General features: G+C 37.2%; 20 protein-coding genes and 1 pseudogene. 9 read left to right on the top strand and 12 right to left on the bottom strand.

The window, feature by feature from the left end:
- The first annotated feature begins 8 nt into the window (after positions 1 to 8).
- From HXT27_RS00585 to HXT27_RS00570, 4 genes are all read left to right on the top strand, one after another.
- A complete protein-coding gene (locus HXT27_RS00585) occupies positions 9 to 1,766 on the top strand; it encodes an InlB B-repeat-containing protein (RefSeq protein WP_225362600.1) in 1,758 nt (585 codons plus the stop codon).
- A 245-nt stretch (positions 1,767 to 2,011) separates the two neighbouring features.
- Positions 2,012 to 2,530 (top strand): ClbS/DfsB family four-helix bundle protein, encoded by a 519-nt coding sequence (locus HXT27_RS00580; RefSeq protein ID WP_020757400.1) that lies wholly within the window; start codon positions 2,012 to 2,014, stop codon positions 2,528 to 2,530.
- Positions 2,531 to 3,057: 527 nt separating this feature from the next.
- Entirely contained in the window at positions 3,058 to 3,240 is a 183-nt protein-coding gene (locus tag HXT27_RS00575; RefSeq protein ID WP_075523306.1) for a sucrose-6-phosphate hydrolase, read from the top strand.
- On the top strand, positions 3,237 to 4,301 hold the full coding sequence (locus HXT27_RS00570) for a DNA cytosine methyltransferase (protein ID WP_082266231.1): 1,065 nt from the start codon (positions 3,237 to 3,239) through the stop codon (positions 4,299 to 4,301). The genes HXT27_RS00575 and HXT27_RS00570 overlap by 4 nt, the downstream gene beginning before the upstream one ends.
- 90 nt (positions 4,302 to 4,391) lie before the next feature.
- Here HXT27_RS00570 and HXT27_RS00565 read toward each other — a convergent pair whose 3' ends face one another.
- From HXT27_RS00565 to HXT27_RS00550, 4 genes are all read right to left on the bottom strand, one after another.
- Positions 4,392 to 6,044: a recombinase family protein gene (locus HXT27_RS00565; RefSeq protein ID WP_050567752.1), complete on the bottom strand. Its 1,653-nt coding sequence runs from the start codon at positions 6,042 to 6,044 to the stop codon at positions 4,392 to 4,394.
- A gap of 71 nt (positions 6,045 to 6,115) precedes the next feature.
- Positions 6,116 to 6,283, bottom strand: coding sequence for a hypothetical protein (locus HXT27_RS00560; protein ID WP_004121940.1), 168 nt, complete (start codon positions 6,281 to 6,283; stop codon positions 6,116 to 6,118).
- Positions 6,284 to 6,301: 18 nt separating this feature from the next.
- Complete coding sequence (locus tag HXT27_RS00555) at positions 6,302 to 7,249, bottom strand: phage major capsid protein (RefSeq protein WP_004121942.1); 948 nt, start codon at positions 7,247 to 7,249, stop codon at positions 6,302 to 6,304.
- Between the two features lie 420 nt (positions 7,250 to 7,669).
- Positions 7,670 to 9,994: a phage/plasmid primase, P4 family gene (locus HXT27_RS00550; protein ID WP_103043235.1), complete on the bottom strand. Its 2,325-nt coding sequence runs from the start codon at positions 9,992 to 9,994 to the stop codon at positions 7,670 to 7,672.
- Positions 9,995 to 10,305: 311 nt separating this feature from the next.
- Here HXT27_RS00550 and HXT27_RS00545 point away from each other — a divergent pair, with 311 nt between their 5' ends.
- Together HXT27_RS00545 and HXT27_RS00540 are read left to right on the top strand one after the other, a co-directional pair.
- The gene (locus HXT27_RS00545) at positions 10,306 to 10,518 is read left to right on the top strand and encodes a helix-turn-helix domain-containing protein (protein ID WP_004121956.1); all 213 of its coding nucleotides are present in this window, start codon (positions 10,306 to 10,308) and stop codon (positions 10,516 to 10,518) included.
- Positions 10,518 to 10,808 (top strand): DUF5960 family protein, encoded by a 291-nt coding sequence (locus HXT27_RS00540; protein WP_004121959.1) that lies wholly within the window; start codon positions 10,518 to 10,520, stop codon positions 10,806 to 10,808. The genes HXT27_RS00545 and HXT27_RS00540 overlap by 1 nt, the downstream gene beginning before the upstream one ends.
- 117 nt (positions 10,809 to 10,925) lie before the next feature.
- Here the strand turns inward: HXT27_RS00540 and msr(D) are convergent, their stop codons facing one another.
- From msr(D) to HXT27_RS00525, 3 genes are all read right to left on the bottom strand, one after another.
- Complete coding sequence (gene msr(D) / locus HXT27_RS00535; RefSeq protein ID WP_000420313.1) at positions 10,926 to 12,389, bottom strand: ABC-F type ribosomal protection protein Msr(D); 1,464 nt, start codon at positions 12,387 to 12,389, stop codon at positions 10,926 to 10,928.
- Between the two features lie 119 nt (positions 12,390 to 12,508).
- The gene (gene mef(A) / locus HXT27_RS00530) at positions 12,509 to 13,726 is read right to left on the bottom strand and encodes a macrolide efflux MFS transporter Mef(A) (protein ID WP_000417519.1); all 1,218 of its coding nucleotides are present in this window, start codon (positions 13,724 to 13,726) and stop codon (positions 12,509 to 12,511) included.
- Positions 13,727 to 14,111: 385 nt separating this feature from the next.
- Entirely contained in the window at positions 14,112 to 14,282 is a 171-nt protein-coding gene (locus tag HXT27_RS00525; RefSeq protein ID WP_000873143.1) for a hypothetical protein, read from the bottom strand.
- Between the two features lie 557 nt (positions 14,283 to 14,839).
- Between HXT27_RS00525 and HXT27_RS00520 the strand changes: the two are divergent.
- From HXT27_RS00520 to HXT27_RS00510, 3 genes and pseudogenes are all read left to right on the top strand, one after another.
- A pseudogene (locus HXT27_RS00520) lies at positions 14,840 to 15,010 on the top strand (hypothetical protein); the annotation flags it as partial.
- A gap of 66 nt (positions 15,011 to 15,076) precedes the next feature.
- A complete protein-coding gene (locus tag HXT27_RS00515) occupies positions 15,077 to 16,810 on the top strand; it encodes a type I restriction enzyme endonuclease domain-containing protein (RefSeq protein WP_306467725.1) in 1,734 nt (577 codons plus the stop codon).
- 92 nt (positions 16,811 to 16,902) lie between these two features.
- Complete coding sequence (locus tag HXT27_RS00510; RefSeq protein ID WP_004122116.1) at positions 16,903 to 17,799, top strand: hypothetical protein; 897 nt, start codon at positions 16,903 to 16,905, stop codon at positions 17,797 to 17,799.
- 173 nt (positions 17,800 to 17,972) lie between these two features.
- Here the strand turns inward: HXT27_RS00510 and HXT27_RS00505 are convergent, their stop codons facing one another.
- Genes HXT27_RS00505 through HXT27_RS00485 form a run of 5 tightly spaced genes read right to left on the bottom strand, consistent with a single transcriptional unit; the run spans position 17,973 to position 22,302 of the window.
- Positions 17,973 to 19,064 carry a hypothetical protein gene (locus HXT27_RS00505; protein WP_075523305.1) on the bottom strand — a complete coding sequence of 364 codons (1,092 nt, stop codon included), beginning with the start codon at positions 19,062 to 19,064 and terminating at the stop codon, positions 17,973 to 17,975.
- A 48-nt stretch (positions 19,065 to 19,112) separates the two neighbouring features.
- The gene (locus HXT27_RS00500) at positions 19,113 to 19,316 is read right to left on the bottom strand and encodes a helix-turn-helix domain-containing protein (protein ID WP_075523304.1); all 204 of its coding nucleotides are present in this window, start codon (positions 19,314 to 19,316) and stop codon (positions 19,113 to 19,115) included.
- Positions 19,306 to 20,970 carry a DUF2326 domain-containing protein gene (locus HXT27_RS00495; RefSeq protein ID WP_075523303.1) on the bottom strand — a complete coding sequence of 555 codons (1,665 nt, stop codon included), beginning with the start codon at positions 20,968 to 20,970 and terminating at the stop codon, positions 19,306 to 19,308. Before HXT27_RS00495 ends, HXT27_RS00500 begins: the two co-directional genes overlap by 11 nt.
- Entirely contained in the window at positions 20,961 to 21,185 is a 225-nt protein-coding gene (locus tag HXT27_RS00490) for an ABC-three component system middle component 7 (protein WP_075523302.1), read from the bottom strand. The genes HXT27_RS00495 and HXT27_RS00490 overlap by 10 nt, the downstream gene beginning before the upstream one ends.
- Positions 21,169 to 22,302: an ABC-three component system protein gene (locus HXT27_RS00485; RefSeq protein ID WP_233186108.1), complete on the bottom strand. Its 1,134-nt coding sequence runs from the start codon at positions 22,300 to 22,302 to the stop codon at positions 21,169 to 21,171. The genes HXT27_RS00490 and HXT27_RS00485 overlap by 17 nt, the downstream gene beginning before the upstream one ends.
- Positions 22,303 to 22,660 lie beyond the last annotated feature (358 nt).

The raw sequence follows: 22,660 nt of genomic DNA, 5'->3' as shown, positions 1-22,660 counted from the left end.
GGCTTTGTATGAAATTACTAAAAAATATGGCTGTAACGATAGTATCAGCCACATTGATTGCATCAACAGCATTTGTGTCACCAGTGTTTGCTGCGGATAAGAGCGAACCGCTTCCATATTTAATTAAGGATTTGTTGGCTGCTCCGTCTGAATATTTGACCGATAGTGCACTAAAGAATACGTATTGGGTTGATGTGGAAAAGAAAGAGATAACCGATGGTTTTACAGGGAAAACTTATTATGGGGTATTCCCTAAGTATTTAACCTCTCCAAGTAAAACAGCGATTGCTGATTTTCCATTTAACTCTTTAGACGGCATGACTAGTACTCCAAATGCGGGGATAGTGAATAGCTCTAATACGTATTGGTTCTTGCCTGGGATGAATTTTGAAGAAAGATATGGTTATCTCGCAGGGCAAGATACGGCAGAAGGAGATACAAAACCAGGACAACATCCTACAAGCCCTATCGAAAAGCGTGTCAACCCATTTGGCTTTGGGAAAAATGATTTATTAACTCAAGATGAAATTAAAAATCCAGTTGATAAACTTAAAGTATACGGTGATCTAAAGCTCAAGGATGCAACGGATTCCAAAGCGGTTGGTGAACTACAGCCTGGGGATCAACTGAATCTTGATTTTTCAGTTAGTATCCCATGGTTTAAGCGTTATCTCAATGGTTGGACGCTAAACTATACAAGAGTTGGTGGTATGAATGACTCTGATGTTGAGAAATTCCACAATAGCTACGGTAAGGTTGATGCAGGATTTGCTTTTACGTTAGATATTCCAGATGGTGTAGAAGTAGCTAAGGATGTGTCTGCTAAAGTTAGTGGGCTTCAGGGGTTTTCAGCTAATGTAACCAAGACAACTAATGGTAAAACACTCATTGTTACATTGAAGAAAGATAATCCTGGAACAACTCAGAAATGGCAAGACATTATTAAAGAAGTTAAAAATGTAGATACCAGCAATATCGTGATTTCAGTAACTGGTCTATCTGTGAAAAAGACAGCTACTGAAGGTACAAAATATAGAATTCGTGGAACGGTATCCGGTTTCTATGATTTCGCCAATTCTTCCACAGAGAATTTTGTGAAAGCAACCACTGCAAGAGATAATAACTGTGCTAATCGCAATTATTTCTTTTTTGCAGCTGAACAGGATTCTAAAGGGTTAGATGCGAACGGAGAAGAAAATAAGTCTAAACAAATCTCTTATTCCTTCCAAGTGAAGAAGCCTGCTCAAAGCACGGTTACATTCAAGGACGGCGATAAGACGCATGCAACAGTAAAGGTAGAAACTGGTATGGCTATTGATACTGATGCGTTGCCTAATGAGTCTATGCCTGCTAATCCAACGAAGGCTGGTTGTACCTTCAAGGAATGGAATACAAAGGAAAACGGTAAGGGTGAGACGTTTACTGGAGCAAGCAAAGTTAATAGCGATATGACTGTGTATGCTATTTACACGAAAGATTCTGTGCCGACACCGGATCCGATTCCGAATCCTCCGGCACCAAATCCGGATCCAACTCCAAACCCACCTACACCGACACCGGATCCAGTGCCTAATCCACCGACTCCGGAACTTAAACCAAATCCTCAGACACCAGCTCCTCAGCCGCAGCCTGAAAAGCATATTGGCATGATTCCTAAGACGGGTGAATCAGCATCATTTGCAGGATTGCTTGCAGCTATAGGTTTCTCGATTGCTGGACTTGCAATTCTTCGTAAGAAGAAAATGATGGAAGAAAACAATAAGTAAGCACGCTTGTTTTAAGTAACGAGCATTGCTTATTAGAAGATGGCTCTAGCGATATGTTAGAGCCATCTTTTTTTAATGTTTCAAAGCTAAAACGTTATATTAAATAGGCAGCATAATAAGACAAAACAATATAGCATATCGGCTAGCTGCGGACGTGCTCTTTGCTGTTAAAGGGCTTATTTGTCACATATAATTAAGATAATGGATTTTTTACTTAGTTATTAGTAAAACAAAGGGGTGATTTTATGAAAGCTTATAGCAGCAAAGAAGAACTGAAATCAGAGATAAAGAAAACTTTCGAGAAGTACATTTCTGAATTTGATGTGATTCCAGAGATATTAAAAGATAAGCGTGTGGATGAAGTCGATCGCACTCCAGCAGAAAATCTTGCCTATCAAGTCGGCTGGACGACCTTGCTTCTGCAATGGGAACAAGAGGAGCAAAATGGGCGGAAGGTAGATACTCCGTCTGATCAATTTAAGTGGAATCAACTGGGTGAACTATACCAGTGGTTTACTGATACCTATGCTCACTTGTCGTTAGAAGAATTAAAAGCGAGACTAAAAGAAAATATTACGTCAATCTACATGATGATTGATTCCTTAAGTGAGGCGGAATTGTTCAAGCCACATATGAGGGTCTGGGCGGATGAAGCGACCAAAACAGCAGTATGGGAAGTGTATAAGTTTATTCACGTGAATACCGTTGCACCTTTTGGAACATTCAGAACCAAGATCAGGAAATGGAAAAAGGTGGCAATGTAGGAAAGGAATCAGCATAAAAATTAGGTCCCCAACGTGGATAGTCAGTATGGTTAAGGCGGTATCAATACCGTCTTTTTTGATGGATAAAATAAGGTTTCAGAGTTCAAAGTTAAAGTTTCAGAGTATAGATCAATAGTTTCAGAGTTCAAGGGCAAGGTTTCATTGTATCCAACACGTAATGAAAATAGATATGACTTTACAGAAAATGATACAAAGTTTGGTGGTTGTTGCTTAAAAGAACACTGTAAATAAGGGCTTATTGTAGGCTGACTAAGCAGAAGAACGTGAATGAAAGTCCGGCGTGAACTTACGCTAGACTTTTTCTTTTTTAGGTATATGTTCTTGATTTAGTGAGTATGTATTATAGCTAGTTTAATAGAACTTATGCATGAGAATGTACTATGTTTTAGATTTAGTACGGTAGTTTTGATGCTAAGAAAACAATAGGAATTCATATGCGTTGCTTAAAAGTTAGGTTGATTTTAGTCTAAAATTAGGCTAAAATTAACCTAGTAAAGGAGAAGACTATGACAGAAGAATTTATATATTTAGACACATATGTTTTACAGCAAGATATGAGAATAAGACTACCTAAGACGATTTTATCAAACTTAAATATCGAAAAAGGAAAGACAAAATTTGATATCTACTTAGATTCTAATAGTAAATGTCTAGTGCTAAAAGTGAATGGTAAGGAGTCAACTAAGTGAAACCGATAAAAGCAGTCTCTCTTTTTAGTGGTGCTGGCGGAATGGATGTTGGATTTGAAAATGCTGGTGTATCTGTAGTTTTTGCCAATGAACTTGTAAAAGAAGCAAGTGAAACATACCGCATCAACCACCCTGAAACAAAATTAGTGAATGACGATATAAATAATATAATGGATTGTTTCACTCAATATTATGGTGTAGATCTCGTATTCGGCGGTCCTCCATGTCAAGGATTTTCTGTTGCTGGTAAAATGAATCCAGACGACGATCGAAGCAAGTTGATTTTCAGTTTCCTTAAAGTTGTTAGTATTGTACAGCCTCGAATGTTTATCATGGAGAATGTCAAGGCGTTGGGCAAATTAGAAAAATGGAAGTCTGTTAGAGAGAGATTTTTAGATGAAGCAAGATCCATCGGATATAATTGTGAAATATATTTATTGAATGCAACTGAGTATGGCGTACCACAAAAAAGAGAACGGGTGTTTTTTATAGGTTTGAAGGGTTGTGATGATAAAACTTTTGGTGCTACTATGCACCAACTTTTGCATAGTCAGATAAATGCTGCTCCATGCGTTAGAGAAGTGTTAAAAGATTTAGGAAGGGCGGGTACCGAACGTAATCCAAATACCTGTACAGCTAAAATTACATTTGCAACAAATCCAATTATGAGAAAATCTCCATACGCTGGAATGTATTTTAATGGACAAGGAAGACCAATAAATGTTGATGAGTATGCTAATACGCTACCCGCATCTATGGGCGGTAATAAGACTCCATTTGTTGATGAAGAGTACTTGTATGGAAATGCAAATCAGGATTGGGTAACACAATATCACAAATCTCTAGAAAACAGCAGTACTAAACCAAAGTTTCAGGAAGCACCTAAGCGGTTACGGCGTATCACGATAAAGGAAGCAGCAAAGATACAGACTTTTCCTGACGATTACATTTTTTGTGGAAATAAGGGACGTATATACACTCAAATAGGGAATGCGGTACCTTGTAAGCTAGCCGAAGCAGTTGCTAAAGCAGTCATGCAGTATTTAGATGGGAAAAAATAAAAAAGAAGAACTTTTTAGGGGCATTCACTTAGGGATTTAATTCCTAAAAAATTATCGGCGTAATCGGTATTACTACCGGCTACGCCGATTTTACTTATGGAGTGGAATATCAACTGCACCTATGTAATTCCACTGTATCCATATGGTTTGTTTCTTGGTTCTTGTACCTGCTACCTTTTCAGATTTTTCAACATAAATCTTATCTACAAAGGTTCGAATGATCTCTGCATTAAGTTCTTGTATATCTGTGTATTGTCGTACTAATTTCAAGAAAGAATCCACGTTGAGACATTCCTCTTGCGCTTTAGAAATAAAGGCTTCAAGGGATTCAATCTTGCTTTTCAGTTCAGCTTGTTCCTTGTCGTAGGACTCAGACATGCTCTTAAATCGTTCATCAGAAATTTTACCGTCTAAGTTGTCTTCATAGAGATGCTGAACAATTGTGTCAAGTTTGCTAATTCTTGCTTTTGCTTGCTCGAGTTCCCTATTAGAGGACTTTAACTTTTGGGTTAGTTCTTTCTCGCTTTTCTTCATCACAAGTCCCACGAACTCTTCTTCGTGCTGTTTGGCAAATGAAGTAATCATTCGTAGCTCGTGAAGCAGTATTGCTTCGATCTGAATATTTCTAATTTGATGTGATGAGCATTTGCCTTTTTGCTTACGATATGTAGCACAGACAAAGTATTCTTTATCATGGCTCCAACCTTTTCCTCGAACCTGATAAAGCTTGTTACCACAATCCGCACAAAATAGCATTCCCGATAACACCGGCATCTCTCCAAGATTGGTACGCACTCGTCTACCATCTCTTATACGTTGAACAATATCAAAAGTTTCCTGGTCAATAATTGCTTCGTGTGTGTTTTTGAAAATTAGCCAGTCTTCTTTGGGATTCAATAATGTTTTCTTGCACTTGTACGATTTCTTTCTTGTTTTGAAATTGACCGTATGCCCAAGATATTCTTGCTTTTCAAGCATATTAGAGATAGTTTTTTGATTCCAGACTCCCTTAATCTCCGATTTCGCGGAAGGAATTTTAATACCAAGAGAGAAAAAATGCTCAGAAGGTGTTGGAATATTCCTTTTGATTAGCTCATTGGCAATCTGGCTAGGCCCATACCCATTAACGCAGAGTCTAAAGATTTCACGCACTACACTGGCAGCTTCTTCATCTACAATCCAATGATTTTTATCTTCAGGATCCTTAAGATATCCGTAAGGAGGATTGATGCAGAGCGGCTTCCCACTTTGTCCTTTTGCTTTAAACACAGCTTTTATTTTTCTGCTTGTGTCTTTAGCATAAAACTCATTGAAGATGTTGATGAAAGGTGTCATGTCGTTGTCTGACTGATTATTGCTATCTACGCCGTTATTTATTGCAATAAAGCGAATATCAGCGTTAGGGAATACCATCTCTGTATACATACCAACTTGCAGATAATCTCTACCCAAGCGTGACATGTCCTTGACGATAATGGTTCCAATCTTTCCTTCGTCAATGAGAGCAGTTAATTTAAGCCAATCAGGTCGCTGGAAATTAGTACCCGAGTAGCCATCGTCTACAAAGAACATAAGATTGTTGAAATGATTATCCTCGGCATACTTTTTCAGCATGCTCTTTTGATTGATAATGGAATTGCTGTCACCTTGTAATTCATCGTCTTTGGATAAACGGCAGTAAAGTGCCGTTATCTTGCCTACATTATCTAGAGTATAAGAAGGCTGTCTATTTAGTTTATTCATCTGTTTTTCCTCCTTTCCGACAGCCTTCAAGCGGTCAGTATATATTCCCGTATAACTCAGAATTTATCAAGTTATTTAGCTTCTATTACATGGTTTAAATTGCTTAAAATAAGGTGTTTGATTAGGTCTTTGACACCTTTCTGAGCACTCTTGCTTTCAAGAGAGTTAACCGTAAATTCAGTATTTCCGATTCTTAACACTTCGGTTTTTACCGGTGTATCCTTAATTTGTTCATCCATGCATTTTGACCTCCTTGTTTAAGAAAGTTGCAATACTTTAATTGCTTCAGGATGTACCAGTTTCCCATCCAAATACTCAAAAGAGAGGTAACCTATCTGGTCTATAAGAGAAAATATTTCGTTTAGAACCTTGATGGTTGGGTTATGGCGTTCGATAATCCAATAGTTGGAAAAATCACCAAAGGCGATAACTTTTGCTCCCTTTTGCGAAGAAGGCATGGCATTGTCAATGACCACAGGTCTGCCCATTAAGTTGCCATCAAAATCAGGTAGGATGTATGCTCCGGTAGTGTCCTTTAAGGTTTGAAGATAAAGAGCAGTTTCATCATTCATAAGCCACGTGGCATTTTCTCGATACTTACTATCTAGCGAGAAGAATAAATGTTTGATGGTATCTGCGGAAATCTCTTTTGCTTGCACAGCAACCTCAGCACCTGATGTATCTGATAAAATTCCTGTCGGCTTAGTTATCCCATCGCCATTTATAAAAGCTTCCGACTCACTCAATGTAAATTGCTTTGTCAGTTCGCTTGTGATGAACTCTTCGATATCAAAGTCAAGATCAGCTGTAAAATCCGTACCCAAACGAATAAGGTTAACTAGGGTATAATCCGTTACATCAATACGCTTAAAGCCATCTTTAATAGGCATATGCGTAATGATATTCGCATCATAATCTTTCATCCATTTAGTGAACGGTGTACCTTCATAGATGAACAATTTGCTTGATTGCGAGTGTGCTTTTACCACTGTACACAGTTTTCTAAGATTACTTTTGTTTGCAAGTTTTGCTTCGAGTTTTGCTAGAGAAGAAGTCGGCAAATCATAGGCACCTGTATGAATGTGGCGCAGTTTTCCTGCAATATTGTTCGCATTACCATTTGCGTCGCGCAGTACGTTCCAAAACGTGTTGTGGTAGTCCTGACTTGCTAGTTTCATTTCTTTTTCAATATCTCTGTTAATCATAATTGTTAGTTCCTTTCATTACTGTTTTCTGCAATTACTGCAGTAATTTGCTTGATTTTGCCCATTTACCCTTTTGAATTCGCTGTTTTTGCACGCAAGACCCTGCGCCCGTTCCCGAAGGGGTACTCTTTAGAGATTTGACCCCCCCCCTAGGGGGTTAGGTTCAGAAAGTAGTATGCGAATAAATTTCTAACAGCACAGTACCTAGGCAGGTTTTCTTTCTTCAATGTTGTCAAAAAGCTGAAATCATTTCAGTATTTTGATTTGTGCATGATAGTATTTCTTCTTCATGTTCAACACAGGTTTGCGATACGAATTACGCAATCATAGGCACCACCTCCTTAAACGTGGCATGATGTGGCAGTTAAATTTCGTTATTGCCTTATAGGGTTATATGGGGATATAGGTTATTAACTGCCACTAGTTGCCACTTAAAAAATCGCTAAACTCACTTTTAAGCCTGTAGCCTTTAAGAAGCGTGGTTTTTTCTCCGCCTGTCTTGGGACGCTTTCTTACAACCTCGGCAAATTTTCTTAATTCCTGATTGAAGTTTCTGCTGTTCTCAGAAAAACAGCCGTTATCAATGCACCACTTCTTGTAGTGGTCGTATACAACTGCCGTTCGAATCTCAGAGCTCTGGTCTTTAACGAGTACATCTTCAGCAAACTGTGCCATCTTGTCACTGTCGTGGGCATAACTAAAAATGGCATCAAGAACGCTATTAGGCGGCTTAAAGCCTTCATCTCGGAGGTGGGTAAAGCCTTCAAGAAGCCAGTTTAAAATGGCACTTTGCACCTCTTTTTTAGAAAACTCCGCCTTTAAGGTTTTATCCTGTTCCCACGCTTCAAAATGCCTGTTAAAGGGAATAATCTGCATGCGGTCGCTACTAAACACTGTCATATCGCTGATGACGGGCAGATAATTGGTGTTCACGTACAGTTTGAACTGTGGTTTAAAGTCAAAACTGTTCTCATGCAGGAATCGAGCGTTTAAGGTATCACTTCCCGTCATGTATTTAACTTGGGCTGAATTAAGGAATAGTCCTCGGCTCGGCTCAGATATATTGGCAAAGCGAACACCGGCAAGGCGTGCTACATCCTCGGTCGGCTGTGAGCTATTAGGGTTCTTCTTTAGAGCAATGGTTTCCGCGCGTACCGCTTTTCCGTAATCGCCCATCACAGACAGAACGCTTTCCATGAGTGTGCCTTTACCGTTTCTTGTGCTTTCTCCAAAAAGAAAGAACATGCACTCATAGCGTGTATCACCGCTTAACGCATAGCCTAATGACTTTTGAAGATACAAGGCTTTCTCACAATCTCCGCTCATAATTTCATCGACAAACTGGCGAAAACGTTCACTTCTTGCCTTCGGGTCATAAAACACAGGTGATACTTTGGTAATAAGATCTGTTGCTAAGTGCTTGCGAAAAACACCATGCTCAAGGTCTAAAGTTCCGTTTTGGCAGTTAAATAGATAAATGTTCTTATCGAACGCTTCCATCGAAATGGGGTAAACGCTTTGAGCTTCCTTGATATAAATCTCACGGTTACGACGGCTGCTCCATTTGTTCCAATACTCAACAAGCATGGAACGGGTTCTCTCGTCTTTAATGACACCAGCATAACGTATAAGAGAAAGAGCTAAATCCTTGCATAGTTCCATCGTTTTAAGCGTTCCAATATCGCAAGTCCAACGTACACCATCGAAGATGAACCACATTTTGCGCTCCGGTACATAGTGCAGAATGTTTTGGAAAATATCAGCAAACAATCTGCCATTACCTAAATCACCGTTGCGATATCGTATATTTTCATCAGGCTTTAGTTCCTGTAATTTAGATAAGAGATCATCAAAGTCTTCCTCAGCACTTGCATTATGGAAAGGCTCATAGAAGGTATGACATTTAGAAACAGCTTTCTGAATGGTTGTGTTGCCATAAGTATCCGCGCCACGGTGTTCATCCCACTTAGGACGGAATAAAGCAGACTTACGAAAAAGTCGGTCTATTTGCTCCTTGTTACCGCCACAGTAAAAGGCAAGAATAGACACAAGCGCGGCATCTGCTTCGCTATGAGAAGGGTAAGCCGAAATGTCACCATGCCAAAGTGCTGTAAATTTAGCTCCATTTATGGCGTTGCCAGCTTTTTCAATAACAGATGTATCGCTTAAATATGACCTTGTACACGCGTTATTTTCTTTTTCATGAGTGTTTATGTTTCGCTTCATGTACGTGTCTAAAAGCCACATGATGGCTTCATCGTCTTCTAAAAGCTCGCCTTCCTGATACACGTCGCCCGTAACTGTTAGATAGCGATTCGTAGCTAGAGCGCTGTAAACCTCAATATCCCCATGCTTGATGTAATAAGACTTTTTATCGTATGCGCCGTTAAACAGAAGCAAGATATGAAAGCCATGCTTACTTGGGCTGTATTCGATATAAGCGTGCTTGAAATGGGCAATAATCTCTTTTGCCCAGTCTTTAATGATGCCATTATCGATGCAGTGGTCTAAATCGATGCCTAAGAGGTTATCAACAAGCTTTATACCAATTCCGTCGTATTGGTCTTTTACTTTCATGGCATCATCAAGCGAGGTGAAATCGCTTAAGTTGTCTGTAGCTGCTTTCTTTCCCGTTATGGGGTTATAAGGCGGCTTAGTGAGCCTACCGTTTTCTTGCTGCTCGTACTTCCATGAACAAAAGATATTCTTGTTCTTTAGTGCTTTTGGCAGTTTCTCTAGATCCATATTTGATCCTCCTTTTCTAGAAGGCTTATCCCTTCTACATCACAGGCAAAAGAAAAAGCCGACTTTTTAACCTGTCTTAAAAAGTTTTTTTGGTCTTCTACTTGGTAGCCATGAAAGAGGGTGTAATCTGACGGTTTTAGAAAAAATTTTTGACAATAAAAATCTCCTAAGCATTCATTAGGCATTTGCCTTGAATGAATAGCAAAGGAGACTTTTTTAATCTGCTATATTCCGGAGTGGCTAGCTCTTTATATCGTTGATATACTCACAGAATCGTGATAATATTTAACTATTAAAATAAGGAGGGAATTATGGCTGTTAGTTATAAAAAACTATTACATCGCATGATTGAAGAAGATATTTCCAATCAGGACTTAATGAGAATGAGCAATATTTCCGCCAACATTATTACGAAACTACGCACTGGGCAATATATATCACTGGAAAAAGTGGAAGGTATCTGCACAGCTTTACACTGCACGCCCAACGATATTTTGGAATTTATAGCGGAGGATGAAAAGTAATGGCTAATAATCAAAAACTGGAACTTACGTGGCTTGGTAAGGATAAAGAAATCAAAATAGAGCCTAGGATTCTAGTTGAGGATAAAGAAAAATCAAACTGCAAAAATGATCCTAATACAGAAAACATGCTCATACATGGAGATAACCTACTCGCACTAAAAGCGTTAGAAAACAAATATGCAGGTAACCGCGATCACTTCTTCATATTTGAAGTAAGTACCGTAGATGAGAATCCGCTAATCTATCATTATACATATAAGAAAACTACAATATATTTAGCAGAAAAATAGGAGCAGTTCAATTGACTGTTCCTATTTTTAATATTCATAAAATCTAAAGTCTTTATACTCTTTAACAATGGAGTCGCCAACCAGAACAGACTATACTGACCAGCGACTACCTTAAATTTAATGTTTCAGATTTATTTTCTTATCTCTAATTTCATAAACTACATCTGCTACATTTTCGAGTAATCGTTTATCGTGGGTGATAAACACGATAGTTCCGGTGTACTCCTTCATTAGTATTTCCAAAGCCTCTAAACTTGGTATGTCAAGGAAGTTACTGGGTTCATCCATTATTAGGATGTTATATCTACCCATGAGCATTTTAGCAAGCAACAATTTTATAATTTCTCCACCGCTTAAAACAGATAAACTTTTTCCAATATCGTTCTGTTTGAACCCCATAGATGCTAGCACTGAACGAATTTCTGATATATTGTAGTCACAATCCTTCTGCATAAACTCCATAACATTCTGATTACTGTTGTACTTGTAACCATTCTGTGCAAAGTAACCTATTTTTGCCTTAGGCGAAATAGAAATTCCTTCTTCATGGTTTAAGATCATTTGGATTAAAGTTGTTTTTCCGATTCCATTACCACCAGTTAACGCCACTTTTGCTCCTAACGGAATTTGAAAAGATGCATTTTCAAACAGAGCCTTATCCCCAAATACTTTATTAATTTCTGCACCGACTATAGGGTATGGATTATGGAGCTCCAATGCTTTACTTTGCCTGAAACGAATTCTGCGAATGCCTTCCGGAGCTTCTACTTTTCCTAAGGCCGCAATCCTGTGCTCTAGGGTTTTAGCAGCATTATACATCTTTTTTTCCTTACTTCCTATTGATTTTTGATGAGCTAAACGCCCTCCGTCTTCAGTACTTTTTTTCTTTGAAGAACCTTTTGCCTTCTGTTCTATTTTACGAGCCTGTTTTCGCTTTTCCTCCGCAGCCCTTTCCAATCGGGCACGTTCCGCAATAAATTGTTCGTATTCTGCAGCTTGGCTCTTACGTTCTTCCTCTTTCTGACGAAGATAATCAGAATAGTTTCCCCAATACTCAGTGATTTTGCCATCTTTCAGTTCCCATATTTTATCTACTATTTCATCAAGAAAATAGCGGTCATGGCTAATAACTAACAGTGCACCTGTAAAATATTTTAGCTGTCCTATTAGAAAATCAATTCCTTCACGGTCTAAATGGCTCGTAGGTTCATCCGCTAAAATACCATGAACCTGTGCCGATAAGGCCTGTGCTATTTTAAGCCTTGTTTCTTCACCACCGCTCATAGTCTGTATATTTAATTGCTCAACACCTAGCTTGCCTACAAGTGCAAAATCTTTTTCCTCCTGCAGAGTTACTTCGTCCAACTGGGGAATATAGGCAAGTTCACCCAGACGATTCATTTTACATCCTGGGGGAGTTAATTCTCCTAAAAGTACCCTGAGTAAAGTGCTTTTTCCAGCACCATTTGCTCCTACTAAACCAATACGGTCATAATCATATACTTCTAATTCATTTATATCTAAAACATCGCGTCCTTTGAATTCCACACGAATGTCTTTTGCTTTTAATATTAATTCCATAACATTTCCTCCTGTCTATAATCGCATGCTTTCATTTGCTTGTATGCAGGGAAAACCCTGCGATTTTAGCAGGAAGAGTTACATGAAAATAAGATACATAAATATTCCTCCAATATTGTTTATTTTAAATCTAATTTTCTAACCTCAGTTATCATTTGGCAAACTATAGCAATGCCAATAATTAAAATACCTGATAGTAAAAACCAATGATTTACACCGATTTTATCAGCAAAGAATCCAGAAAGAATTAACCCAATTGGCATAGCAAGTGACATGATACTTCCGATCAAAGAAAATACACGTCCTAAATATTCAGGCTTAATTTTCTCCTGAAAAAGAGCTGTTTGCACACCGCTATAAAATGGCACCGAAAGCCCCATTATTGCACAGCAAACTACGAATATTACAAATCCATTTGGAGGAAGTATTCCCGAAACGGCTAAACTGGTCCCCATTATAAAAAATGAACTTGTTATTAGTAATACATGCTTTTCGAAGCCCCCTAATCTTCCTAATAATAAGCCTCCTGCTAGCATCCCAAATGCAAAGGAAATTTCCGTAATAGAAATATGCACAGGCGTTCCATTAAAGTGTTCCATGCTTATTAAAGGAAATAGTGCATTGATTGGCATATAAACAAAAGTATATAGTGTTCCTAAGAGTAATAAGGCAAACAATCCTTTGTTTTGTCTCAGAACCACAACTCCTTCTTTCATCTCCCTTATGAAATTTGGTTCTAAACTTTGCACTTGATTACCCAGCTTAGGTATACGTACAATTGCTACCGTAATAGATGCAATCACAGCACCCAATACGTCGATGGCAATAATAGCATTTAAATCCCAAACGGAGTATAAGAGTGCTGCAACTGCCGGACTAACAATATAGCTTATAGACTGCAAAGACTGACTATAGCCTGCGCATTTCGTTAGCTGTTCTTCTGGTACTAAAAGTGGTGTAACCGCATTGAGTGCTGGGGTATGAAAAGCTGTTCCAATGCTACGGATAAACAATACTATCATAATCATCCAGACAGGTAGCTCCATACAGAATGCAACAATAGCAAGCACTGCACCAGCTGCTGCGATAATTAAATCGGCACCAATCATTATCTTCTTCCTATCATGACGATCCACTAGCACACCAATGGCAGGTCCCAAAATCGCATAGGGTAAAAAACCTACTAATGAAGCCATAGACAAGACCATCGCAGATCCTGTTTTTTCTGTAAGGTAAAAAATAATCGCCATTTGCAGGATGGCACTAGTGATTAATGATACTGCTTGCCCTGCCCATATTGCATAAAATTTTCGTTTCCAATTGTTGTATTTTTCCATTTATATTATCTCCTGCATATTATTTTGCTTGAATTTCTATTTTGAATAGCATTCTAGGCAATAAAAAATGCAGGCCAAACCCCACAATGTGGCTTTTGGTCTGCATACATACAATTTGGAAACATTCATATTAAAGACATAGTTAAATAAAGGTATAGTTAAATAACCAATATCCTCACCGTAACTAATGAATGCTCAATATCGTATAAATAAGCACAACAAAAAAGCCTATCATCGGGTATAGATTCTGCTTTTTTTATTGCCAGCTTATCTTAAACGCATTGAGGCTGTCATAGTTTCGGTTCCTCCTACATCTTTGTTTATATCAATTTATAGTATAACACAACAAGATGATATGTTCAATATAAAAGTTATGGAATGAGACTCATACTTCCAATTCGATGCCAGATTTAAAGGATATGACGAAGTTTTCTTCATAGACTGTAACGCTCTGGATTATCTTCCTTAGTAGCAAGCGATTAGCTTTCACAAAATCTTCTGTTTGTAGTTTTAAAAATTCATCAGGATTTTCTAACTCAACCTCAAAATATTTCATTTTACATTCCCTCATTTCATTTATTGATAAATTGAGTTTGCAAAAAAGAGTGGACAATTTTTGTCTACTCTTAACCTTTAAAATAGTTTTTTTTTTAATCGATTTGAAGTTGCCTAAATTATTACTTATTCGGTAAAATGAAGTATTGCTTTCAACAGATTTCCTTCAACTACACTTCACTTGATTCAAACAAGGTGGGTACATTTCTATTCCCACAAACTCCTTGTCAATGGAAACAAACACGTACCCACAGGGTAAATGGAAATAGAAACTGATAATTTCTAGCTATCACTTCTACTCATTCCAAAAATTTTCTCACTCTGATACTTACCCACCATAAAGCAAAAAGCCTTGCAATCAAGGCTTTCATTATCCCTTTCGTTCAAAGGTTTCTAAGCTTTTACGAGCAGAGCGACACACTCAGCGGTTCGCTATCTCCGTTCTGTCTGCGTGCTAGCACTTGTCAATCACGGACAGCTATCGCATGGGCGGAAGTAAATGCTAATCTTCGTCGTTTTACTCCTTGACTAGCAAACTTACCGCCTCAACATGCTACGTTTGTAGGTTTCACAGGAACTCCTATTGCCGAAACATATCAGACCTTTGGTCAGGAAATTGATAGATACACTATGGATCAGGCGGTCGCAGATGGACTAACTGTTTCTATTAAGTATCATCCTCGTATTGCCAAGGTGTTACTTGATAAGACCAAAGCTAAAGAAATTGAAAATTACTATAAAAAGTGTGCCGATGATGGTGCAACGTATGATGATATTGAAGCCAGTAAACGTGCAATGAGTTCTATGGAAGTTATCCTTGGCGAGCCTTCTCGCTTGGAGAGGCTTGCTATAGATATTCATGACCATTATATTTCATCTTGTGATAGTGACCCAGATAGAATTCAGAAAGCAATGATTGTCTGCTCTAGCAGAAAAATTGCATATTCACTTCTTTTGAAATTCAAGGATAAATATCCGGAATGGTTTGAAGAAAAGAAAACTCCTGACGGAGTTACTGCAACAGATGAAGAACTTAAAGAATTAAAGCCTATGCCATTTATGGCTATGGTATCGAGTGTTGGAAGTAATGATGAAGCTGAGATGTATAACTATCTTGGTGGAGTTAAAAATGATAAACGTTGCGAAGAACTGGATGCAGCCTTTAAACAGGAAAAGTCTAATTTCCATATTGTTATCGTAGTTGATATGTGGATTACGGGATTTGATGTTCCGTCACTTACATATTTATATAACGATAAGCCTTTGAAGAAGCACTTGCTGATTCAAACTATCAGTCGTGTAAACAGAAAATATCCCGGCAAAGAATATGGTATGGTTATCGACTATATTGGCATTCGCGATAATATGCGTGAGGCCATGAAGGTTTACGGTGGTGATACATCAGTTGCTCCCACATCGGATGACGTTGAGCAGGCTACCTCTGCATTCAGGGAGGAGATTGAAATACTTAAAGCACTGTTTACAGATTATGACTTAGCTCCATTCCTTAATACGAAATGTGACCCTGTTGAAAGATATAAATTACTTTCCAAAGCGGCTGAGTATGTCTTTACATCAGCACAGGTCTTGCAGACAGAAGGAAACGGAAAAACTAATCAGGTCTCATTTAAGACATATTTCTTAAAGTCTGTTAAGAGAATGAGAAGTGCTTTTGATATTTGCCAACCTTCTGGAAATCTGGGCGAAGAAGAATCTGCGCTTGCACAGTGCTTTATGGCTATAGCAGGCTTCGTTCGTAAAATGAGTGGAACCAGCGATGTTGATGCTGAAACTATGAATCTTGTGGTATCAAAGATGGTTGAAGAGGCATTAAAATACAATAAGGTAGAAAGTGTTCTTGAAAGTGGCGAGGAAGAAGATATCTTCTCTCCTGAATACTTTGAAAAATTATCAGATGTAGAAATGCCTGCTACAAAGTTAGAATTACTTATCAAAATGCTCCGTAAGCAAATAAAGGAATATGGCAGGGTTAACCAATTAGCAGCGAAATCTTTCCAAGAAATGATTGAAAAGACTATTGATGAGTACCATGAAAGACGTAAGCACCTTACTGCTGAAGAAGCCGGGGCAACACAGGAAGCTGCCTCAGAAGATATTATTAAGGCTGCAACTGAACAAGCTTTAGTGATACTTCGTCAGATGAACGAAAATCGTGAGAGTTTCCGTAAAATAGGATTAACCTTTGAAGAAAAGGCATTCTATGATATTTTGATTGCTCTTCGTGACCAGTATAAGTTTGAATATGGCATTGACAAAGAAGTTAACGGTGTTGTGATAAACGATAAATGCAAGACACTTGCTAAAAAAGTTAAGGAAATAATAGATACCGAGTCTTCATTTGTGGACTGGCTCAACAATCAGAATGTGCGTAATCAGTTAAAATTGAAGATAAAGATTTGTTTGGTTAAGAACGGCTATCCGCCACAGTATAGTCCTGAAGTGTTCACAAAGGTGATGGAGCAGGTAGAAAATTTTGAGGAGCATTCTGAAACAACTTCAGAAAGTTAGATTATTCCTTTTCCTTATTGCTTCTATGTGAAGAACTATGATGTTTGCTGAGAATAGTGCCCTATATGGTAGAAAGAAGGATGGTGAATAACATGGGAAGTATTGTTTTAGAATTACAGAATGAAATTGTGTCATCAAATTGCGATGTTGTTAATATATTACGCAAAGCACATTTGATTGCATCAAAATTAAAGCTTGCTGATTTTGATCAATGGATTCAACACGAATTAAATGGTTATCCTGACCCAGAATCTTGCCCTGAGTATAGAAAGGTTCGTGGAAGTTTAAAAACTTTCAATCCTTATCGCGGTTGGATTCCAACCTCAATACAGGATAATGAATACGAAAAAAAGATTTGTGAAAGAAAGTTAGTAAATTCAATTTCTGAAATCATTTCTTTATGTCAGTCCTCAGGAAATGTATTAACTTTAGATTTTTCAGGCGAACAACTTGCATTGTTTGATAAAATGGCTGATTCGCTACTTCCAATGGATTATGCATTACATGTACCTACAACTGCAGTTAAAGACATTGAAGAAAAAGTCAAAAATACTATTTTAGAATGGACATTGAAATTAGAATCGGAAGGTATTGTAGGGGAAAATATGGTTTTCTCTGAGACTGAAAAAGAATCCGCAGTGAACATGCCGCAAACCGTGAATAATTATTACGGGAATACAAGTGTGATCAATTCGCCATCCGATAATGTACAGATAGTGTCTGGAAGTGAGAATACAGTTACATTTTCCTATGATAAAGTTAAGGATGTAGTTGATGCCGTTGAAAAAAGTATTAGTGAATCTGATTTATCAAAAGAGGATATAGAAACCGCAACAGAATTATTAGCTGACATCAAATTAAAAATTGAAGAAGAGAAGAAACCGCATATTTTAAAATCAGCATTGGTTGGACTAAAAGACTTTTTAATTAATACAGGTGCCAGCGTTACTGCAGTGTTAATACAAGCTCAAATACAAGGTTTGTTCTAAAAATCTCAAATACTATTTCGGTATCTGAGTATAAGAAAACGGCCACACAGAGTATCTCTACTCTTGTATGGTCGTTTTATTTCTTATGTTCCCGCTTAAAGGCTTTCAGTTGGTTTTCTTTTAATCCCTTACTGAACACTCCTTTAGGTTCTTCTTTTTTATTTTATAAATATCTATTTGTGTAGCTCCTGCCACTCCTTCTTCACTGATTCAGCAGTATTTATATCTGAAATATATAAATTTAAATCATAATAAAAATTACTTCTAGCTTTTGGTGTCATTCGCTGTAAAGTATCTGCAACCCATTCGTAAATATTCCAATAATAGTAAGTTATATCTTGATAGCTATAACTTCCCATAAAAAGATGGAAATCGCTTTTAATCATTTCTTTTGGACAATCTTCAGTGCGACAAATAACTATTATTTCGTTGACACTATCCTCGGTATTTTCATTATAAATTTGAACGCAGTCATATGAATCTCTAATACGAGCCAAATCAAAGGGTTTTACCGTTATTTCATAAACTTTATAGATTGTTCCATCTGTAGATTCTTCGTTAACGTCACCAGGTTTCTTGCTGGTGGTACTTGTTACAGATGCTCTGTCTTCTTCGCCTGTTACAACCACATTTGTGCACATGGACCTGTGGTAACTTTTCAGGAGTAAAGCCGAAATTTTCTGTGGTGTGTTTCCAGAGTCTGGTACTTTTGCAATAAGGTCGCAGCACAGTTTGCTTAAGTGTATAGGATCAGATGATGGATTGATGGTAATGCTAAGTGTTTCTAGCCGCTTAGATTCATCAATTAGTTTTCTTAGTAGCGAAATAGCAAGCTTATCGATTCTCGCTCTATCTTTTTCAATATAATTAATCAAATTAACTACTTCCTGAGCAACAGCTGACGGTCTACGTTGTGCTGCCCAAGTAACATCAAGACCAACAGTTGCTTTGGCAACATTCAATGGCCCGGATTTCCTATGCGGTATTTCTTTTCTTATTAGAAACTCTTTTATGGGTCCTTCATATATCGCACGTGGATTACAATCGTATAAACTGGTTGAGGCTCTAAAATTTGCATCTAGTTTCATACCTATTATCACAACCAGAAGGATTTCTCTGAACCCCCATGCGGTAGTTGAAAAAAGCATATCTAAGGATTTTTTATAATCCGTTTCATCTATCACATAATCATTACTAACAGCATTAGCATAAAAGTCATTTAGTATGTTTATTATTTTTGAATTTCTTTCGTCAGTACTACTCATAGACTCCTCCTTATATTGAGTGAATGAAAAGTTTTTAGTTGCACATAATTATTCCTTTACGATTTCAGCAATATCACTGATGTCACAATCTAAAACACCACATATTTTTACTAGTATTTCAGTAGTTACGTTTCCGCCATTGTTAAGTTTTGCCATGGAAGAGGAGCTTATTTTTGCCTCTTCACGGAGTTTGGATTTAGTCCAACCCTTGTCGATTAGTAATTTCCATAATTTGTTATAACTAAATTTCATTTTTATCACCTTTAATTTCTCTGTTCCAAGATTGTCCATATAGCTCGCCTCCACCACTGTATAGTTGAAGGACTTTGTTGTCTTGTAGAATTTCATATGTTTCGTTACTGTAGGAGCTTTGCTTATCAAATGCAATGAAGATTTGTTTATTCAAATTTGCCGTATCTTTGTATATTTTCATAATTCCGTCAATACCCTCGTCGTCAATATTCTTAAAGAATAATGAGTCATGCACCAAAGCAGGTAATGCCGAAGTGTAAAGTATAGCAAGGTCTAGTAGGATTAAACCTTTGAAGTTTGTACCAGTCCCAGTATCTTTTGGAGTGAAGAATCTATAACTGTTATAGTTTTTAAGTTCTATCTTTGGTGAGTTGCGTTTTTCAACATATAACCTATCGTTAAATTCATGCATCCTTGTATTGAGGTTGTATTCTATTTCAGAAAGTATATGTTCGACATTTTTCTCTAAGTTTTGTGTAGCTGATTGCTTTGCCTCTTGTAGTTGTGTTTCTTCAAGATAGGCTTTGTTTTGTTCTTCTAGGGCTTCTATTTTTTTGTTAAGCTCAGAGTGTTTGTCAAGAAAATCTTTAGAAATAGAGTTAGTAATATTTAATTCTGACATTTGTCGTTCTACTTGTTCTATAGAATCTTTTATTTCAGCAGTCTTTGTATCAAGTGATTCTTTTTCTGATTTGAACTGATCTTCTAAGATGGCTGAAAGTTTTTTATGGAACTGCTCGATTTCATAAATTTTCTTTAAGTTGATATCAGGGAAAAACTCGGCTAACGATTCAATGTCAGCTTCTGTCGGTAATAATCCAAACTCTATACTGATTTCTAATAGTTTAGATTGTCGTTGAAGTCGTTCAAGTTGGGTGTCTAAACTTAATTTGTTAGCTTTCAAATTTTCTCGAGCTTTATTGCTTTCGATTTCTTCACTGCTTGCATTTACCTCATAATTAAGTGTTAACGCATTAAGTTCAGCCCGTAGATTGGAAAGGATTTTAATGTTTTCTTCGTACTGTGTTTTGCCACCAACCAGATTGGAGATGAAACTATATTTTCTAGCGTTTTTAAATGTTTTGAGCTTGTCTATTTGTACGTCTAATTGATTGTGATATGGTTCTATATCTTTGTAGAAATCAAATAAGCTCATGAGAATTTTGATGGATTCTTTTGTTGGTTGATTTCTATATCCTTGCAGAGGATAATTTTCATCGTGATTATTCTTTCCATAGATTCTAAAAAATGTACTGGTTAATTGTCTAAAGGAAAGATTGGTTTTATTGCTGACGTATTTTTCTTTCAACCACTCGATGAATTCTTTTCTGGACAGTGTTTTGTCTGTGGTTTTATATTTTTCATTACATACAGTAATCGTATCTGCATCAGCTGTGCTTCTACTAAAAAAGTATTTCTTGTCAAACTTGAAACAAAAATATATAACGTGGTTGCCCACATATTTCACGCCATCGCTATCAAGGTAGGAGTTGCCGCCGAAAGCAAAATCTATTGCTAATAGAGCAGATGATTTGCCTATTGAGTTGGATCCTGTTTGTGTTCCTTGAATAACATTAAGCCCGTTTTTTAATTGAATGATTGGTCTAATATTGTTATTTTCTTTAAAGGCAGGAGAATAAATTTCTATAAGCATAGTTTCACCTCACCCTCATCTGTCATATCAATTGCATTAAGAGCGTAAAGACAGTCCATAACGGATAAAAAGTCTGTAGGTTCGTCTAAATAGTTCAAAGTAGATTGAAAAATATCTTTTACATTCGTTTTTCCGCTTTTTATTATTTTTAGCACTACTGGTAGTGTTGCCAGAGTGCTTTTTTCATATGGGTATAGCTTATTTGGTAATTGCATCGAACACCTCGCACTTCTGCACAAAGTAGCTCACAACGATTTGACAATAAATCAATTGCTGAAGAGTTAGTTTATGCAGTTTCTCAGAAATTTCTTCAAAAATCTCCATGTCGCTCCGTTTGGCTTTTTTAAGCTTTTTATAAATGGATCGCATTTGAGCTTGTAAGTCTTCATAATCGATAACATTACTTTTATCTAAGTTAATAAGGATTTCTTGGACTTTCACGAAGTAACTAGTAACTTGTTGTTTTACTGTTAGATAAAGATGGAAATCATTGTTAGGATCTATTTTTTCCTTTAATTCTTTTGGATCTAGAGAAGAGCCAAATAAATCTTTTTGATTAAGTTTAGTAATTTTGTAAATAACGTCTGTAAGTCCTTTTTCCAGCTGTGAGGAACTAAGTAAGCCTATGTTTGCCATGTGGTTAGCTAGGGCTTTTTTTCTTTTGAACAAAAGGCTTGTAACTTTTTTCCTATTGTCCATCTGGTATACAGCAAAACATTGAGGGCAAAGAGCTATAAGATTATCAATAGTTGGCTCCTTAGTCTTATCAATGCGACTTATTTCATAGACTTCTGAAACATTGGAATCATTAGAAAGTACGAGTGTTTTAGAACAACCGTTCATTACACAATGGTTTTCACATTCTTGCAATAAATATTTTCCGTATCTGGTTTTTAAATCAGAAGAGGATTGTAGTTGCTTTTTCTTTTCCAATACATCAGGTGCGATTATTCCTGCTGTTTCTCTAATAATATTGACGAATATATCAGCAAGTTTTTCAGCAACATTAGCAGTAGTAACATTCGGATCATACGGACGTAAATCTTGAGCTAATAATTTCAAAACTTCTGAAGGTCTTGAGTTCAGGCTTTCTATAAAAATTTCAGGGGTAAGCCTATAGCAAATTGCTCGAGCAACTTTTTTTGAAATACCTCTTTTAGCAAAATTACGATATGTATTCGTGCTTACGGATTCAGAGGGATCTTTTTTTGTGCCCCATTCACCTTCAGGCACGCTTGTAATCATGACAATTAAATCTTTCACAAATTGAGGAACATCATAATCGTCACTGATACGTTTGTATAGCATTGCACAAAACATTTTAAAGTCCAAAGATACCCCCTCCTTTCTTTTTGAACCACATTGAACCACATTGATCCAAACAAGAACCAAATAAAAAATCCGATTTAATACAATCAAATCATCAAAGAAACAACTTTGCTGATGTGTAAATTATATCACGCAAAGATACCTTTGAGCAAAGCAAAAGTTCGATAAAAGGACAGTAGCTTTGCAAAGAGGCCTATGCCTCAACCTCTATGCGGAAATATCCCTTAGCTAAGGATTATTCGGAGTCCGCATAGAACAACTAAATAAGTACAGCGGTCTTACCGAATAAGGCAGCTGCAAGCCAAGATGAAGGAATTCTTCATTCTAGCTTGTGGTGTTTTGTCATGCCTTATTTGAGCTG

Source organism: Gardnerella bivia (assembly GCF_049262715.1).
GTDB lineage: Bacteria > Actinomycetota > Actinomycetes > Actinomycetales > Bifidobacteriaceae > Bifidobacterium > Bifidobacterium vaginale_A.
This window is presented reverse-complemented; position numbering and strand designations above follow the sequence as displayed.

What these genes read in the sequence shown, in the direction of transcription:
- HXT27_RS00585 (WP_225362600.1), top strand. Translation starts at nt 9, where the DNA reads ATGAAATTACTAAAAAATATGGCTGTAACGATAGTATCAGCCACATTG.
- HXT27_RS00580 (WP_020757400.1), top strand. Translation starts at nt 2,012, where the DNA reads ATGAAAGCTTATAGCAGCAAAGAAGAACTGAAATCAGAGATAAAGAAA.
- HXT27_RS00575 (WP_075523306.1), top strand. Translation starts at nt 3,058, where the DNA reads ATGACAGAAGAATTTATATATTTAGACACATATGTTTTACAGCAAGAT.
- HXT27_RS00565 (WP_050567752.1), bottom strand. Translation starts at nt 6,044, where the DNA reads ATGAATAAACTAAATAGACAGCCTTCTTATACTCTAGATAATGTAGGC.
- HXT27_RS00560 (WP_004121940.1), bottom strand. Translation starts at nt 6,283, where the DNA reads ATGGATGAACAAATTAAGGATACACCGGTAAAAACCGAAGTGTTAAGA.
- HXT27_RS00555 (WP_004121942.1), bottom strand. Translation starts at nt 7,249, where the DNA reads ATGATTAACAGAGATATTGAAAAAGAAATGAAACTAGCAAGTCAGGAC.
- HXT27_RS00550 (WP_103043235.1), bottom strand. Translation starts at nt 9,994, where the DNA reads ATGGATCTAGAGAAACTGCCAAAAGCACTAAAGAACAAGAATATCTTT.
- HXT27_RS00545 (WP_004121956.1), top strand. Translation starts at nt 10,306, where the DNA reads ATGGCTGTTAGTTATAAAAAACTATTACATCGCATGATTGAAGAAGAT.
- HXT27_RS00540 (WP_004121959.1), top strand. Translation starts at nt 10,518, where the DNA reads ATGGCTAATAATCAAAAACTGGAACTTACGTGGCTTGGTAAGGATAAA.
- HXT27_RS00525 (WP_000873143.1), bottom strand. Translation starts at nt 14,282, where the DNA reads ATGAAATATTTTGAGGTTGAGTTAGAAAATCCTGATGAATTTTTAAAA.
- HXT27_RS00515 (WP_306467725.1), top strand. Translation starts at nt 15,077, where the DNA reads ATGAGTTCTATGGAAGTTATCCTTGGCGAGCCTTCTCGCTTGGAGAGG.
- HXT27_RS00510 (WP_004122116.1), top strand. Translation starts at nt 16,903, where the DNA reads ATGGGAAGTATTGTTTTAGAATTACAGAATGAAATTGTGTCATCAAAT.
- HXT27_RS00505 (WP_075523305.1), bottom strand. Translation starts at nt 19,064, where the DNA reads ATGAGTAGTACTGACGAAAGAAATTCAAAAATAATAAACATACTAAAT.
- HXT27_RS00500 (WP_075523304.1), bottom strand. Translation starts at nt 19,316, where the DNA reads ATGAAATTTAGTTATAACAAATTATGGAAATTACTAATCGACAAGGGT.
- HXT27_RS00495 (WP_075523303.1), bottom strand. Translation starts at nt 20,970, where the DNA reads ATGCTTATAGAAATTTATTCTCCTGCCTTTAAAGAAAATAACAATATT.
- HXT27_RS00490 (WP_075523302.1), bottom strand. Translation starts at nt 21,185, where the DNA reads ATGCAATTACCAAATAAGCTATACCCATATGAAAAAAGCACTCTGGCA.